At 69.8% G+C, this 14,594-nt stretch carries 15 protein-coding genes; 6 read left to right on the top strand and 9 right to left on the bottom strand.

Translation table 11 applies throughout. From position 1 onward, the window contains the following. Positions 1–15: 15 nt before the first annotated feature. Both ACIA03_RS24115 and ACIA03_RS24110 read right to left on the bottom strand, forming a co-directional pair. Positions 16–1,530, bottom strand: a complete 1,515-nt coding sequence (locus ACIA03_RS24115) for an ABC transporter ATP-binding protein (RefSeq protein WP_396987254.1) — start codon at positions 1,528–1,530, stop codon at positions 16–18. 95 nt (positions 1,531–1,625) lie between these two features. Beyond that, positions 1,626–2,714 (bottom strand): BMP family protein, encoded by a 1,089-nt coding sequence (locus ACIA03_RS24110; protein WP_396987252.1) that lies wholly within the window; start codon positions 2,712–2,714, stop codon positions 1,626–1,628. Between the two features lie 180 nt (positions 2,715–2,894). Between ACIA03_RS24110 and ACIA03_RS24105 the strand changes: the two genes are divergently transcribed. From ACIA03_RS24105 to ACIA03_RS24095, 3 genes are all read left to right on the top strand, one after another. Then, positions 2,895–3,308 (top strand): cytidine deaminase, encoded by a 414-nt coding sequence (locus tag ACIA03_RS24105; protein WP_396987250.1) that lies wholly within the window; start codon positions 2,895–2,897, stop codon positions 3,306–3,308. 17 nt (positions 3,309–3,325) lie between these two features. After that, positions 3,326–4,609: a thymidine phosphorylase gene (locus ACIA03_RS24100; protein ID WP_396987248.1), complete on the top strand. Its 1,284-nt coding sequence runs from the start codon at positions 3,326–3,328 to the stop codon at positions 4,607–4,609. Between the two features lie 184 nt (positions 4,610–4,793). Continuing rightward, complete coding sequence (locus ACIA03_RS24095; protein ID WP_396987246.1) at positions 4,794–5,837, top strand: S66 peptidase family protein; 1,044 nt, start codon at positions 4,794–4,796, stop codon at positions 5,835–5,837. A 160-nt stretch (positions 5,838–5,997) separates the two neighbouring features. Here the strand turns inward: ACIA03_RS24095 and ACIA03_RS24090 are convergent, their stop codons facing one another. Then, positions 5,998–6,453, bottom strand: a complete 456-nt coding sequence (locus tag ACIA03_RS24090) for a MaoC family dehydratase (RefSeq protein ID WP_396987244.1) — start codon at positions 6,451–6,453, stop codon at positions 5,998–6,000. Positions 6,454–6,488: 35 nt separating this feature from the next. Between ACIA03_RS24090 and ACIA03_RS24085 the strand changes: the two genes are divergently transcribed. After that, positions 6,489–7,568, top strand: coding sequence for an adenosine deaminase (locus ACIA03_RS24085; RefSeq protein WP_396987242.1), 1,080 nt, complete (start codon positions 6,489–6,491; stop codon positions 7,566–7,568). On the opposite strand, the gene ACIA03_RS24080 is transcribed toward ACIA03_RS24085, so the two are convergent. Next, complete coding sequence (locus ACIA03_RS24080; protein ID WP_396987240.1) at positions 7,543–8,154, bottom strand: ATP-binding protein; 612 nt, start codon at positions 8,152–8,154, stop codon at positions 7,543–7,545. The genes ACIA03_RS24085 and ACIA03_RS24080 overlap by 26 nt on opposite strands. Before the next feature lie 30 nt (positions 8,155–8,184). Further along, positions 8,185–8,862 (bottom strand): deoxyribose-phosphate aldolase, encoded by a 678-nt coding sequence (gene deoC, locus ACIA03_RS24075; RefSeq protein WP_396987238.1) that lies wholly within the window; start codon positions 8,860–8,862, stop codon positions 8,185–8,187. Positions 8,863–8,907: 45 nt separating this feature from the next. Between deoC and ACIA03_RS24070 the strand changes: the two genes are divergently transcribed. Next, on the top strand, positions 8,908–9,477 hold the full coding sequence (locus ACIA03_RS24070; protein WP_396987236.1) for a hypothetical protein: 570 nt from the start codon (positions 8,908–8,910) through the stop codon (positions 9,475–9,477). A 29-nt stretch (positions 9,478–9,506) separates the two neighbouring features. On the opposite strand, the gene ACIA03_RS24065 is transcribed toward ACIA03_RS24070, so the two are convergent. The 3 genes from ACIA03_RS24065 to ACIA03_RS24055 are packed head-to-tail and all read right to left on the bottom strand — an operon-like array spanning position 9,507 to position 12,472. Continuing rightward, positions 9,507–11,156: a phospho-sugar mutase gene (locus ACIA03_RS24065; protein ID WP_396987234.1), complete on the bottom strand. Its 1,650-nt coding sequence runs from the start codon at positions 11,154–11,156 to the stop codon at positions 9,507–9,509. 34 nt (positions 11,157–11,190) lie between these two features. Continuing rightward, positions 11,191–11,988 carry a purine-nucleoside phosphorylase gene (locus ACIA03_RS24060; RefSeq protein WP_396987232.1) on the bottom strand — a complete coding sequence of 266 codons (798 nt, stop codon included), beginning with the start codon at positions 11,986–11,988 and terminating at the stop codon, positions 11,191–11,193. 31 nt (positions 11,989–12,019) lie between these two features. Continuing rightward, the gene (locus tag ACIA03_RS24055; RefSeq protein WP_396987230.1) at positions 12,020–12,472 is read right to left on the bottom strand and encodes a gamma-glutamylcyclotransferase family protein; all 453 of its coding nucleotides are present in this window, start codon (positions 12,470–12,472) and stop codon (positions 12,020–12,022) included. Between the two features lie 72 nt (positions 12,473–12,544). On the opposite strand from ACIA03_RS24055, the gene lpdA reads away from it, so the two are divergent. Next, complete coding sequence (gene lpdA / locus ACIA03_RS24050) at positions 12,545–13,945, top strand: dihydrolipoyl dehydrogenase (RefSeq protein ID WP_396987228.1); 1,401 nt, start codon at positions 12,545–12,547, stop codon at positions 13,943–13,945. 79 nt (positions 13,946–14,024) lie between these two features. Here the strand turns inward: lpdA and ACIA03_RS24045 are convergent, their stop codons facing one another. Continuing rightward, complete coding sequence (locus ACIA03_RS24045) at positions 14,025–14,555, bottom strand: TetR family transcriptional regulator (protein ID WP_396987227.1); 531 nt, start codon at positions 14,553–14,555, stop codon at positions 14,025–14,027. Positions 14,556–14,594: the final 39 nt, after the last annotated feature.

Genomic DNA, 14,594 nt, shown 5'->3' with positions numbered 1-14,594 from the left:
CTCGCTGACGCTCGCTCACGAATCGCTCCCTTCAGGAGACTCGCCGGCCATCATCAGGCCGAGGGTGTCGCGGGAGGTGTCGGCGGGGACGATGCCCACGACCCGCCCGCGGTAGAGGACCATGATCCGGTCGGCGAGAGCGGAGATCTCGTCGAGCTCGGAGGACACGACGAGCACGGGGACACCCGAGTCCCGCGCCGCCACGATCTGCTTGTGGATGAACTCGATGGATCCGACGTCGACGCCGCGCGTCGGCTGCGCCGCGACGAGGAGCCGCAGGTCACGAGAGAGCTCGCGGGCGACCACGACCTTCTGCTGGTTGCCGCCCGAGAGCTGCCCGGCCAGGGTCGAGACCCCGGGGGCGCGTACGTCGTACTCGGCCAGCTTCTCCTTGGCGAAGGTGTCGAGCTTCTTGAGGTTCAGCGAGCCGCGGGAGACGAAGGGCTCGTCGAAGCTGCGGTTGAGCATGAGGTTCTCGGCGATGGTGAAGTTGCTGACCAGGCCCTCGATCTGGCGGTCCTCGGGGATGAACCCGATGCCTGCCTCGAGCGCCCTGCGCACCGAGCGGCCCACGATCTCGCGGCCGTCGAGCTTGATGGAGCCCTCGACGTGAGGGGCCAGTCCGACCATCGCCTCGGTGAGCTCGGTCTGGCCGTTGCCCTGGACTCCGGCGACGGCGAGGATCTCGCCGGCGTCGATGTGGAAGCTGATGCCGTCGACGTGGACGTGGCCGGTCTCGTCGGCCACGGTGAGGTCGGAGACGACCAGCGCGCGCTCGCCCGGCTCGGCCGGGTCCTTGTGCACCTTGAGCTCGACGGGGCGACCGACCATCAGGGTCGCGAGCTCGGCGTTGGAAGCCCCCGGGGACGCCTCGCCGACCACGGTGCCACGGCGGATGACGGTGATCCGGTCGGCCACCTCGCGGACCTCGCGCAGCTTGTGGGTGATGAAGACGATGCCGGTGCCGGACTCCTTGAGCTGGCGCATGATCGCCATCAGCTCGTCGGTCTCCTGCGGCGTCAGCACGGCGGTCGGCTCGTCGAAGACGAGCACCTCGGCATCGCGCGAGAGCGCCTTGATGATCTCGACGCGCTGCTGCACGCCGACCGGGAGGTCCTCGACGAGCGCGTCGGGGTCCACCTGGAAGCCGAAGCGCTCGGAGATCTCCCGGACCCGCTTGCGGGCGGCGTCGAGGTCGAGGCTGCCGGCGAAACCGGTTGCCTCGTGGCCGAGCATGACGTTCTCGGCGACGGTGAAGACGGGGATGAGCATGAAGTGCTGGTGCACCATGCCGATACCGGCGGCCATCGCGTCGCCGGGGCCCTTGAAGTGCTGCGGCTCGTCGTCGATGAGGATGTCGCCCTCGTCGGCCTGGTAGAGGCCGTAGAGCACGTTCATCAGCGTGGACTTGCCCGCGCCGTTCTCACCGAGGAGGCAGTGGATCTCACCTGGCTCGACGGTCAGGGAGATGTGGTCGTTGGCGACCAGGGAGCCGAAGCGCTTGGTGATGTCGCGAAGCGCGAGTCTCATGGCACGGATCATTCCTTGCAGGGGTGGAGAAATTCCGAAGTACGTCGCGAGGGGGCCGGGTCCCCGGCCCCCTCGCGTTGCTCGTCAGAGCTGGATCACTTGGCCAGGTAGGAGTTGACCTTGATCGAGCCGTCCTTGATGCCGGCGGTGACTTCCTCGATCTCGTCGGGGAGGGTCTCGGACACCTTCGACTCGAAGTTGTGGAACGGCGCCAGGCCGACCCCACCGTTCTCGAGGGTTCCGACGTACGGCGTCGCGTCGAACTTGTCGTCGCCGGCGGCGACGATGACGTCCTTGGTGGACGTCTTCATGTTCTTCAGGATGGAGGTGAGCACGACGTCCTGGGTCTTCGGGTCGGTCTCGTAGAAGTCGGCGTCGACACCGATCAGGGCGACGTCCTTGCCGGAGTCGGCGATCGCGGTGAGCGCACCCTGGTAGATCGGGCCGCCGACCGGCAGGATCACGTCGGCGTTCTGGTCGATGATCTGGCGGGCGGTGTTGGTGGCCTTCTCGTTGGCCACGAACTCACCGGTGAAGGAGCCCTTCTCGCCGCCCTCGTAGCCGACGACCTTGACCTCCTTCTTCTTGGTCTTCGAGTAGTACTCCACGCCCTGCTTGAAGCCGTCCATGAAGATCGTCACGGTCGGGAAGGGCTGGCCGCCGTAGGTGCCGACGACACCGGTCTTGGTGTAGTCGGCGGCGACGTAGCCGGCCAGGAACGCGGCCTGGGCGGTGTCGTAGAGGATCGGCTTGATGTTCTCGGCGTCGGTCTTGCCGTCGAAGTTCGCGTCGGCCGCGTCGTCGATCAGGACGTACTCGGTCTCCGGGTTGGCCTTGGCGGACTCGATGGTCGCGGCGGAGAGGGCGAAGCCGACGGTGACGATGGTGTCGCAGCCCTGGCCGGTCAGGCCCTCGAGGTTGGCGGCGTAGTCGTTCTCGCTGTTGGACTCGACGTCCTTGTACTTCGAGCCCAGCTCGTCGGCGGCGTCCTTCAGCCCCTCGAAGCTGAGCTGGTTGAACGACTTGTCGTCGAACCCGCCCGAGTCGGAGACGATGCAGGGAAGGTAGTCGCTGTTCTTCTCCCCCGCGCGCTCGGACGGCGCCTCGCCGCACGCGGCGAGGGCGGCGGCGGACAGGACCGCGGCGACGCCGCCGGCGGCGGCCTTCTTGATGTTGTTCTTCACTGGTGCCTCCAGGTCGTTGCCCCGCGAATGACGGCGCAAAGGACATTCATGTCCGAACGCTCTCCCCAAAGACCGAGCCACGCCAGGGATTCCGCGAACGGTTACCAACTTTTGATCTGGGCGAAGCCTAAGCCTCGTACCTTGTCTTCCGGTTGTCCGGACAGGCTTTAAGGTCGAACCATGACCGAGAAACAGACGTACGCCGCAGAGGGCTTTGACTGGGAAGGCCTTCGTGCGCAGGCGGTCGAGGCCGCAAAACATGCGTACGCGCCCTACTCCAACTTCCGCGTCGGAGTCGCCGGATACGCCGACGACGGGCGCCTGCTCCAGGGGTGCAACGTGGAGAACGCGGCGTACGGAGTGACGCTGTGCGCCGAGTGCGGGCTGGTCTCCTCCCTGCACATGACCGGCGGTGGCCGGCTCACCCACGTCGTCTGCGTCAACGGCTCCGGCGAGGTCATCATGCCGTGCGGCCGCTGCCGCCAGCTGCTCTGGGAGAACGGCGGTCCGTCGCTGCTCCTGTGGACGGTCTCGGGTGTGAAGCCCATGTCCGAGGTCCTTCCGGACGCCTTCGGTCCGGAGGCTCTGGCCTGATGCCTAGGGTGGTACCCATGTCAGAGCATGATGCGGTCGAGGTGATCCTCGCCAAGCGCGACGGTGGCGAGCTGAGCGACTCGCAGATCGACTGGACGATCGCGGCCTATACCCAGGGGGTGGTGGCCGAGGAGCAGATGTCGGCGCTCAACATGGCGATCCTGCTCAACGGGATGTCGCGGCGCGAGATCGCGCGCTGGACGGCGGCGATGATCGCCTCGGGGGAGCGGATGTCGTTCGACTCCCTGGACCGGCCGACCGCCGACAAGCACTCCACCGGAGGCGTGGGCGACAAGATCACGCTGCCGCTGGCGCCGCTGGTGGCTGCGTGCGGCGTGGCGGTGCCGCAGCTGTCCGGGCGCGGGCTCGGCCACACCGGCGGCACGCTCGACAAGCTCGAGTCGATCCCCGGGTGGCGCGCCTCGCTCACCAACGACGAGATGCTGGCCCAGCTCGGGTCGGTCGGCGCGGTGATCTGCGCGGCCGGTGAGGGGCTGGCCCCCGCCGACCGCAAGCTCTACGCGCTGCGCGACGTCACCGGCACCGTCGAGTCGATCCCGCTGATCGCCTCCTCGATCATGTCCAAGAAGATCGCCGAGGGCACCGGGGCGCTGGTGCTCGACGTCAAGGTCGGCGCCGGAGCGTTCATGAAGACGCTCGCCTCCGCGCAGGAGCTTGCGCGCACCATGGTCGACCTCGGCACCGACGCCGGCGTCAACACGGTGGCGCTCGTGACCGACATGGCCACGCCGCTGGGCCTGACCGCGGGCAACGCGATCGAGGTCACCGAGTCCGTCGAGGTCCTCGCCGGCGGCGGTCCTGCCGACGTCGTCGAGCTCACCGTCGCGCTCGCCCGGGAGATGCTGTCCGCTGCCGGCGTGTCCGGCCCTGACCCGGCCGAGGTGCTCGCCTCCGGGAAGGCGATGGACACCTGGCGGGCGATGATCTCGGCCCAGGGTGGCGACCCGTCGGCGCCGCTGCCGGTCGCGCGCGAGACCCACGTGGTCACCGCGCCCGCCTCCGGTGTGCTGACCCGTCTCGACGCGATGGCCGTCGGCCTCGCCGCCTGGCGTCTCGGCGCCGGCCGCGAGCGCAAGGAGGACGCCGTCCAGGCCGGAGCCGGGGTCACCTGGCACGCCCGCCCGGGCGACTCGGTGACCGCCGGTGCGCCGCTCTTCACGCTCCACACCGACACGCCCGAGCGCTTCGACCGGGCCCTGGCCGCGCTGGAGGGTGGCTACGAGATCGGGGACGGGGCTGCGTACGAGGCGACGCCGCTGATCCTCGACCGGATCAGCTAGCTGCTGGGAGCCCGGGCGGGCGGTCGCGCACGTCCGCCTCCGCGAGCTGTAACACGTCGTTCGTAGGACTACTCGCCCTATCTGAACGACCGGATAGTCCGTGTAACAGCGTGTTACACCTCGCCCGATGGGCCGGACCGATAACAGTTGGCTCCGCAGGCCCGCGTACGGCCAGACTTCGGGTATGGAGATCGTCAAGCCAGCCAAGGCCGTCGCGGGCGACAAGGTCGCCGTGCTGTCACCCTCGTTCGCCGCCCCGGGAGTGGCGCCGGCGATCCACGAGCAGGCGCTGGCGCGGCTGACCGAGGTGACCGGGCTGGTGCCGGTGGAGTACCCGACGACCCGGAAGGTCGGTGCGACGGCGCAGGAGCGCGCGGCCGACGTGAACGCGGCGTTCGCCGATCCGGAGATCCGGGCGGTGCTGGCGACGATCGGCGGCGAGGACCAGATCACCGTGATCCCGCACCTCGACGCGGACCTGGTCCGCAAGGACCCGAAGCCGTTCCTCGGCTACAGCGACAACACCAACCTGCTCAACTGGCTGTGGACCAACGGGGTCGCGGGCTTCTACGGCGGCTCGACCCAGGTCCACCTCGGACCCGGCCCGGGGCTCGACAAGGTCCACGAGGCCTCGCTCAGGGCCGCGCTCCTCACCGGGGAGAGCCTCGAGATCACCGAGCCGGGGGAGTCCGAGGACATCGGCCACGACTGGAACGACCCGCGTGCGCTGACCGAGTACGGCGAGCGCGAGGCGACCGAGCCGTGGACCTGGGCGGGCCCGGCCCGCAGGGTGACCGGGCGCACCTGGGGAGGCTGCATCGAGGTCATCCAGTGGGCGCTCACCGCCGGACGGTTCCCGGCCGACCCGGGGGTGCTGGCGGGCGGCGTACTCCTGCTGGAGACCTCCGAGGAGCTCATCCCGGCGCGGGAGTTCGCCTGGATCACGCGCGCCCTCGGTGAGCGCGGGCTGCTCGAGGCGATCGACGCGGTGGTGGTCGCGCGCCCGCCGACCTCCGACTTCGAACGACAGCCCAGCGCCGAGGAGCGAGCCGCCAAGCGCGCCGAGCAGCGTGACGCGGCGATCGAGACCGTCGCCCGCTACAACCGCGACGCGGTGGTCGTCGTCGGTCCGCCGTTCGGGCACACCCGACCGCAGTGGATCCTGCCGTACGGCGGCGAGATGACCGTCGACGGCAGTGCCCAGCGCCTGTGGGCCGACTACTCCTGAGGTCAGTCCGGCCGCCTTCGGCGGCGGGACTTCCTCGCTCGGCACACGTGGACGAGCAAGCTCGCCACGCGGCCTGGCGCCCTTCGGGCGCCTCACTTCCTCGCTCGGCGCACACGGACGAGCAAGCTCGCCGCGTGACCTCGCTCAGTCGTCACGCTCGTCAGTCCTCGAGGAGCAGTACGACCGACTCCGCGACACATGCCGGCTTGGCCGAGCCCTCGATCTCGATCGTGGTCTTCACGACGAGCTGCAGCCCGGTCGGCAGCGCAGTCACCTCGCCGAACGAGACGACCGGACGGATCCGGGAGCCGACCAGGACCGGGGTGGGGAAGCGGACCTTGTTGAGGCCGTAGTTGAGCTTCGCGCCCGGGGTCTCCAGCGAGTAGACGCTCAGGCCCAGGTAGGGGATCAGGGACAGCGTCAGGTAGCCGTGGGCGATGGTGCCGCCGAACGGCCCCTCCTTGGCCCGTTCCTCGTCTACGTGGATCCACTGGTGGTCGCCGGTGGCGTCGGCGAACGCGTTGACGCGGTCCTGGTCGACCTGGAGCCATTCGCCGGTGCCGATCTCGGTGGCTGCGGCGTCGGAGACTTCTTCGAGAGTGGTGAATTTGCGCACCCACGGAATCTAGCGGCATGCGGAATAATGAGCCCATGGAACCGTCCGACATGCAGATCAAGGCAGCCCCGAAGGTGCTGCTCCACGACCACCTCGACGGTGGCGTACGTCCTTCGACCCTCATCGAGCTCGCCGCCGAGGTCGGCCACCAGCTCCCCGAGGGCACCCAGGACGACCCGGTCGCGCTGGAGGATTGGTTCGTCACCAGTGCGGACTCGGGGTCGCTGGAGCGCTACCTCGACACCTTCGCGCACACGCTCGCCGTGATGCAGACGCTCCCGGCGCTGACCCGGGTGGCCCGTGAGTGTGTCGAGGACCTCGCTGAGGACGGCGTCGTCTACGCCGAGGTCCGCTGGGCGCCCGAGCTCCACCTGGCCAACGGCCACGAGCTGGACGAGGTCGTCGCGGCCGTTCAGACCGGGTTCGACGAGGGCACCGCAGCCGTCGCGGCGACCGGCAAGAAGATCGTCGTACGCCAGCTGCTCACCGCCATGAGACAGGCCGCTCGAGCCGCCGAGATCGCCGAGCTCGCGGTGACCTGGCGCGACCGCGGTGTCGCCGGGTTCGACATCGCCGGGCCGGAGAAGGGCTTCCCGCCGAGCCGGTTCCTGGCAGCGTTCGAGCACCTGGCCGCCGAGAACATGCGCTTCACCATCCACGCCGGCGAGGGCTTCGGGCTGCCCTCGATCTGGGAGGCGGTGCACCCGTGCGGCTGCGACCGGCTGGGCCACGGCGTACGGATCGTCGAGGACATCACCCTCGAGGAGGGCGAGGCGCCGCGGCTCGGCCGGCTCGCTGCGTACGTCCGGGACCGGCGGATCCCGCTCGAGATCTGCCCGCGGTCGAACGTGCAGACCGGGGCGGCGAAGTCGATCGCCGAGCACCCGATCGGCCTGCTCTACGACCTCGGCTTCCGGGTCACGATCAACACCGACAACCGGCTGATGTCACGCACCTCGATGTCGGCGGAGATGGCCGGGATCGTCGAGGCCTTCGGCTGGGGGCTCCCCGAGCTCCAGCGACTGACGACCAACGCGATGAAGTCGGCGTTCATCCCCTACGACGAGCGGGTCGACCTGATCCACGAGATCAAGGAAGCGTACGCCGCGCTGTGATGCGCCCGATGGCGACGTAGCCGTGCTTCGGGTAGACCGCGGTGCAGCCCTTGGCGGCTGCGTCCGCGACTACCCGAGGCTGCGCGCGCATCAGCGCCAGGCCCCGCTTGACCAGCACGAACGGTGGCTTGCGACGCTCGCGGAGGTCGCGGGTGAGCCGGCGCCAGAAGGTCATCGTCGGCGACTGGGTGACGCAGAAGGCGGCGGCCAGCAGCCCCGCGTCGCGGCACTCGGCCACGATGTCCTGGGCGAAGATCCCCTCGGCGACGAAGAACGGTTCGTCCCCGAGGATCAGCTCCTGCCAGCCGGTGCGGCCGTCGTGGGCGATGTCGTAGACGGGTACGTCGGCGACGCCCGTCTCGCAGAGCGCCGCGATCGCCTTCACCGCGTCAGCGGGGAGCCACGAGTCGGGGTGGTCCCAGTCGACCAGGCCCGCGTTGGGCCCCTCGGTGATCCGGGGGAGCGAGGGGTCGGAGCCGTCCTTGTAGAAGTCGTCCAGCCGGAGGACCGGCAGACCCAGCCGCTCGGCCAGACGGGACTTGCCGGCACCGGAGGGGCCGGCGAGGACGATGACCTGAGCACGCACCGGAGCATTCTCCCCGAGAGTGCGTGAAAGTCAGTAGCCGGCGCCCGAACCCGACCCCGGCGCCCCGGCCAGCAGCGCGCGCGAGCCGGAGACGCCGAGCCTGTTCGCCCCCGCGGCGATCATCTGCTGGGCCTGCTCCATGGTCCGCACCCCGCCCGAGGCCTTGACCCCGATGTCGGGACCGACGGTCTTGCGCATCAGCTCCACCGCGTGGACGGTGGCACCGCCGGCGGGGTGGAAGCCGGTGGAGGTCTTCACGAAGTCCGCGCCGGCGCGGACGGCGGCCTCGCAGACGCCGATGATCTCGTCGTCGTCCAGCACGGCGGACTCGATGATCACCTTCAGCACCGTCGGGGACGGAGCCGCGGCACGGACGGCCGCGATGTCGGCCTCCACGTCGGCGTAGCGCTTCTCCTTCGCGGCGCCGATGTCGATCACCATGTCGATCTCGTCGGCGCCGGCCTCGACGGCGGCCGCGGCCTCGGCGGCCTTGACCGAGGAGAGGTGCTTGCCGCTGGGGAAGCCGCACACGACGGCGAGCTTCAGGTCGGCCGGCGCGGTGACCGGCAACATCGACGGGGAGACACATACCGAGTAGGTGCCGAGCTCGGCGGCCTCCACGATCAACGCCTCGACGTCGGCGCGGGTCGCCTCGGGCTTGAGAAGAGTGTGGTCGATCAGCTTGGCGATCTCTGTGGAGGTAGGCACGGCCTCAGCATAGGCATCTCCCGGGCTCGGGCTAATGTTTGCGCCGTGAACGACGAGCAGCCCGAGGAGTGGTTCCGCAACTCCAGCAGCACCGTGTGGGGGATCCTCGCGGCAGGAGCCGCGGTCGCGGTCATCGTGATCGACGCGGCCACCGGCTGGCACCCCGAGACGACGGCCGGCGGGGCGCTCTTCGTGCTGGTGGCGTACGCCGCATTCATCCGCACCAAGGTCGGAGTCAGCGGCGGCGACTTCGTGCTCCACCACCTCTACTCGACCGTGCGCTTCCCGATGGCTGCCCTGGAGAGCGTCTCGGTCGGGCGCACGCTCGGCGCCTACGCAGGCGGCCGCACCTACGTCAGCGGTGCCGTCGGGCGTCCGATGCGTGAGGCGCTCAAGGGCTCCAAGCGCGAGCACCAGCCGCTGAGCAACCAGGCCGACTTCATCGAGGACCGGCTCAACGCGCTGGCCCAGGACGCCCGCGACCGGCGCCGGATCAAGCGGGACTCCGACGAGCAGTTCGCCCTCGCAGAGGACATACGCCGCAGCTGGGACTGGCCGCTGATCGCGCTCACGGGCGTCGTGGCCGTCGTCTTCGCCGCCCTGCTCGTGCTGTAGCCCGCGAGCTGACTCGGCAGGTGGGGCCTCTACAGGCCGAGGGCGGCGCGGATGTCGACCTTGAGGGCCCCGACGGCGATCTCGGCGTCGGCACGCGCCTCGGCCAGCGCGGACGCGTCGGCGACCGGCTGGACGACCTCGAGGTAGCACTTGATCTTGGGCTCGGTGCCGCTGGGCCGCACGATCACCCGTGACCCGCCGGCCAGCTGGTAGCGGATCCCGTCGGTGGGCGGCAGCCCGCCGATGCCGGTGGTGAGGTCGTCGAGCTGCTGCACGGTGGCCCCGGCCAGTGCGGTCACCGGCCGGTCGCGGAGCCGCTGCATCGCGGCCGCGATCTGGGCGGGGTCCTCGAGCCGGATCGAGAGCTGGCTGGTGGCGTGCAGGCCGTGCTCGACGGCGAGCTCGTCGAGCAGGTCGGCCAGGTCACGGCCCTCCGCCTTCAGCGACGCCGCCAGCTCGCACAGGAGCAGCAGCGCCGAGATGCCGTCCTTGTCGCGTACGTGCTCGGGGTCGACGCAGTAGCCCAGCGCCTCCTCGTAGCCGAAGGCGAGCCCGGGAGCGCGCGAGATCCATTTGAAGCCGGTGAGCGTCTCGGCGTAGGCCTGCCCGGCGGCCGCGGCGATCTTGCCGAGCAGCGAGGAGGAGACGATCGAGGCGGCGTACGTCCCGGTCACGCCCTTGCGGATCAGGTGGGTCGCCAGCAGCGCGCCGACCTCGTCGCCGGTCAGCATCCGCCACTTCCGGCCGGCCGGGACGGCCGCGGCGCAGCGGTCGGCGTCGGGGTCGTTGGCGATGACCAGGTCGGCGCCCTTCTTGCCGGCGAGGGCCATCGCCCGGTCCATCGCCCCGGGCTCCTCGGGGTTGGGGAAGGCGACGGTCGGGAAGTCGGGGTCGGGCCGCTCCTGCTCCTTGACCACGAGCGGCTCGGGGAAGCCGGCGAACTTCATCGCCAGCTGCACCAGGTCGCCGCCGACACCGTGCAGCGGTGTGTAGACCGTCCGGAGGTCGCGGGGACCGCCTTCGGCGAGGAGGCCGACGACGGTGTCGAGGTAGCTGTCGACCAGGTCCTCGCTGATCGTGTGGCCGGCCGGGCCCTGCGGCACCGAGCTCACCTTGTCGATCGCCGCGATCCGCTTCGCGATCTCGATGTCGGCCGGGGGAACGATCTGCGACCCGTCACCGAGGTAGACCTTGTAGCCGTTGTCCTGCGGCGGGTTGTGGCTCGCGGTCACCATCACACCGGCGCTGGCACCCAGCGCCTTGACGGCGTACGCCAGCACCGGGGTCGGCAGCGAGCGCGGCATCACCAGCGCCCGCAGTCCGGCTCCGGTCATCACCCGGGCGGTGTCGTGGGCGAAGACGTCGGAGTTGTGCCGGGCGTCGTAGCCGATCACCACGGGCCCCTGTGCGCCGGTGGCGAGCAGGTAGCGGGCGAGCCCTGCCGCGGCCTTGATCACGACCACCCGGTTCATCCGGTTCGGCCCGGCCCCGAGCGCGCCCCGCAGCCCGGCTGTGCCGAACTGCAGGGTGCCCGAGAACCTGTCGGCCAGGTCGGCGGCGGCAGCCGGGTCGGAGGAGGTCAGTAGGTTCTCGAGCTCCGCTCGGGTCTGTGCGTCGGGGTCGTCGGCGAGCCATTCCCGGGCCTGGACGACAAGCGCGGAGTGATCGGTGGGGACCATGGACCAGACCCTAGGTCATCGGGTGCCCGGAGGCTCAGATCTTGGGCAACAGGTCGCCGAGAAGCGCGCCCATCCGGGTGGCGGCGCTGCGGCCGGCCTCGAGGACCTCGGCGTGGTCGAGGGGCTGGTCGGAGATGCCGGCGGCCAGGTTGGTGACCAGCGAGATCCCGAGGATCTCCATGCCGGCCTCGCGGGCCGCGATCGCCTCGAGGGTGGTCGACATGCCGACCAGGTCGCCACCGATGATCCCGGCCATCCTGACCTCGGCGGGGGTCTCGTAGTGGGGCCCGGGGAACTGGACGTACACGCCCTCGTCGAGCGAGGCGTCCACCTCCTTGGCGAGGCCTCGCAGACGTGCGGAGTAGAGGTCGGTCAGGTCGACGAAGTTGGCTCCGACCAGCGGAGACGCCGCGGTGAGGTTGATGTGGTCCTTGATCAGCACGGGGGTGCCCGGCGACCAGGACGGGTTGAGCCCGCCGCAGCCGTTGGTGAGCACCATCGTCGAGCAGCCGGCTGCGGCCGCGGTGCGGACCGGGTGCACGACCGCGTCGACGCCCTTGCCCTCGTAGAAGTGGGTGCGGCTCAGGAAGACCAGCAGGTTGCGACCGCTCGCCGAGCGGATCGAACGGATCTTGCCGCTGTGACCGACGACCGCGGCGGCGCTGAAGCCGGGCAGGTCGGTCGTGTCGATCTCGGTGTAGTCCTCGCCGAGCGCGTCGGCGGCGGGCAGCCAGCCCGAGCCCAGCACCAGCGCGATGTCGTGCGTCTCGATGCCGGTCTTCTCTGCGAGCGCGGCGGCGGCTTCCTTGGCCAGTTCGTAAGGCGTGGTCACTCGCCGAGTCTAGACGCCGCCCAGGACCGACTCAGTCGTTGGACCGGCACGGCCGCGTACGCAGCGCATGCACGTAGTCGTCCGGCGCCCCGGCCGCCTCGGCGGCATCGGCCAGCGCACCCAGGTGGCGGGCGTCCGGGATGCCGCCCTCGTACGTGTCGAGCACATAGGTCTCGCAGAGCAGCTCGCCGGTGAGCGCGGCGATCCGCACCTTGGTCTTGAAGTAGAGGCCGATGTCGGCCAGCTCCCACTTCTCCAGGGCCTCCATGTCCTGGTCGACGACGTCGTAGACCGCGACGAAGACCTGCTCGAACGGGTCCTGGACGATCGTGGTCGTCGGACCGTCGCCGAGCACGTTGTCCTCGCCCCCGAAGGTGAGCCGCCAGCCGTCCAGCCAACCGGTGGTGCGCAACGGCGAGTGCGGGCACCGCTCACTCATCAGCGCCGGGTCGAGATTGACGCCATAGGCCGCATAGAGAGTCACGGGTCACGAGGTTACCGCCCAGTCCTCACCCGCTTGGGATCTATCTGTTATTGGCGGTCTACCCTTGGATGCGTGACCCACTTCGATGTTCTCGTCCTCGGCGCTGGCCCCGGTGGCTACGTCGCCGCCATCCGTGCCGCTCAGCTCGGCAAGTCCGTCGCCGTCGTTGAGAAGCAGTACTGGGGTGGTGTCTGCCTCAACGTGGGCTGCATCCCCTCCAAGGCGCTGCTCCGCAACGCTGAGATCGCTCACATCATCACGCACGAGAAGAAGACCTTCGGCATCTCCGGCGACGCCACGATGGACTTCTCGACGACGTGGAAGCGCAGCCGCAGCGTGGCCGACGCGAGCGCCAAGGGCGTGCACTACCTGATGAAGAAGAACAAGATCACCGAGGTCGACGGCTGGGGCACGCTCACCGGCCCGAAGTCGATCGACGTCGAGGGCAACGACGGTGCGAAGACCTCCTACACCTTCGACAACCTGATCATCGGCACCGGCGCGACCGTGCGCTCCGTGCCCGGTGTCGTGCCCAACGGGCGGAACATCGTGACCTACGAGGAGCACATCCTCACCGAGGAGCTGCCGAGCTCGATCATCATCGGTGGCTCCGGCGCGATCGGGGTCGAGTTCGCCTACGTCCTGAAGAACTTCGGCGTCGACGTCACCATCGTCGAGTTCCTCGACCGGATGGTGCCGACCGAGGACGCGGACGTGTCCAAGGAGCTGCTGCGCCAGTACAAGAAGCTCGGCGTCAACGTGATGCTCTCCACGGCGGTCAAGGGCGCCGAGGACAACGGCTCCGGCGTCACCGTCCGGGTCGCCCCGGCGGCCGGTGGTGAGGAGCAGGTGCTGCAGGCCGACAAGTTCCTCGCGGCGTTCGGCTTCGCCCCGCGCGTGGAGGGCTACGGCCTCGAGGCCACCGGCGTGGCGCTCACCGAGCGCGGCGCGATCGCGGTCGACGCGCGTGGTCGCACCAACGTCGAGAACGTGTACGCCATCGGTGACTGCACCGGCAAGCTGATGCTCGCCCACACCGCCGAGGCCATGGGCGTCATCGCGGCCGAGACCATCGCCGGCGCCGAGACCATGGAGATCGACTTCGACATGATCCCGCGGGCGACGTTCTGCCAGCCGCAGATCGCCTCCTTCGGCTACTCCGAGGCGCAGGCCAAGGAGAAGGGCTACGACGTCAAGACCTCCTCCTTCCCGTTCTCCGCCAACGGCAAGGCCCGCGGCATGGCCGAGACCGTCGGGTTCGTGAAGATCGTCGCCGACGCCGAGCACAACGAGATCCTCGGCGCCCACATGATCGGCCCCGAGGTCACCGAGCTCCTCCCGGCGCTCACGCTCGCCAAGACCTGGGACCTCACCGCCGACGAGGTCGCCCGCAACGTCTTCGCCCACCCGACGCTCTCGGAGGCGATGAAGGAAGCGATCGAGGGCATCGCGGGACACATGATCAACCTCTGATCCGACCTACGACTCGCCGGCCGGTGCCCCTCGCTCGGGGTGCCGGCCGGCGGTCGTTCGTCGCGCTGGTCTCCCGGTGCTAGACGCCCGGCGTGACCGGGCCGATCTCGATCCCGAGCAGGCCCCACGCCCGGCGGGCGGTGGCCTCGCGTGCCTCGGGCGTCGGCCCGTGCACCCCGCCGGAGACCATCGCGACGGCGAGCATGAGGTCGTCGGTGTCGTGGGTCTTCTCGGCGAGCCTGTCGATGGCGGTGCGTACACGATCGGCGAGGAAGCGGGAGCTCTCCTCGCTGAGCCGGATGATGCCGACGAAGGCGTTCGAGTGGATCATCTGCCAGGTGACCATGCCGAGCACGTCGGCCAGCGTCGCCTCGGGCCGGGCGGCGACCTGCTCGATGTCGCGTACGTTCTCCTCCAGCACCGCCGTGGCCAGGGTGAACCGGTCGGGGAAGTGCCGGTAGAGGGTGCCCTGTCCGACGCCGGCGCGCTTGGCGACCGCCGACATCGGGGCGTCGAGACCCTGCTCGGCGAGCACCTCGCGGGCGGCGGCGACCAGGAGGTCGCGGTTGCGGACCGCGTCGCTGCGGGTCGGGTTCGCAGGGCTCGTCATCCCAGCAGGGTAATGGTCGGCGGATCTTTTTCGGCCCCT

The sequence above is a fragment of the Nocardioides sp. NPDC051685 genome (assembly GCF_044453405.1).
Taxonomy (GTDB): Bacteria; Actinomycetota; Actinomycetes; order Propionibacteriales; family Nocardioidaceae; genus Nocardioides.
Note: the sequence above shows the minus strand (reverse complement) of the source record. Positions and strands in the feature narration are given on the sequence as shown.

Bases quoted from the DNA above. Each gene is read 5' to 3' on its own strand.
- ACIA03_RS24065 (WP_396987234.1), bottom strand. From the start codon at position 11,156: ATGGTCCCCACCGATCACTCCGCGCTTGTCGTCCAGGCCCGGGAATGG.
- ACIA03_RS24095 (WP_396987246.1), top strand. From the start codon at position 4,794: ATGGAGATCGTCAAGCCAGCCAAGGCCGTCGCGGGCGACAAGGTCGCC.
- ACIA03_RS24105 (WP_396987250.1), top strand. From the start codon at position 2,895: ATGACCGAGAAACAGACGTACGCCGCAGAGGGCTTTGACTGGGAAGGC.
- ACIA03_RS24085 (WP_396987242.1), top strand. From the start codon at position 6,489: ATGGAACCGTCCGACATGCAGATCAAGGCAGCCCCGAAGGTGCTGCTC.
- ACIA03_RS24045 (WP_396987227.1), bottom strand. From the start codon at position 14,555: ATGACGAGCCCTGCGAACCCGACCCGCAGCGACGCGGTCCGCAACCGC.
- ACIA03_RS24100 (WP_396987248.1), top strand. From the start codon at position 3,326: ATGTCAGAGCATGATGCGGTCGAGGTGATCCTCGCCAAGCGCGACGGT.
- ACIA03_RS24115 (WP_396987254.1), bottom strand. From the start codon at position 1,530: ATGAGACTCGCGCTTCGCGACATCACCAAGCGCTTCGGCTCCCTGGTC.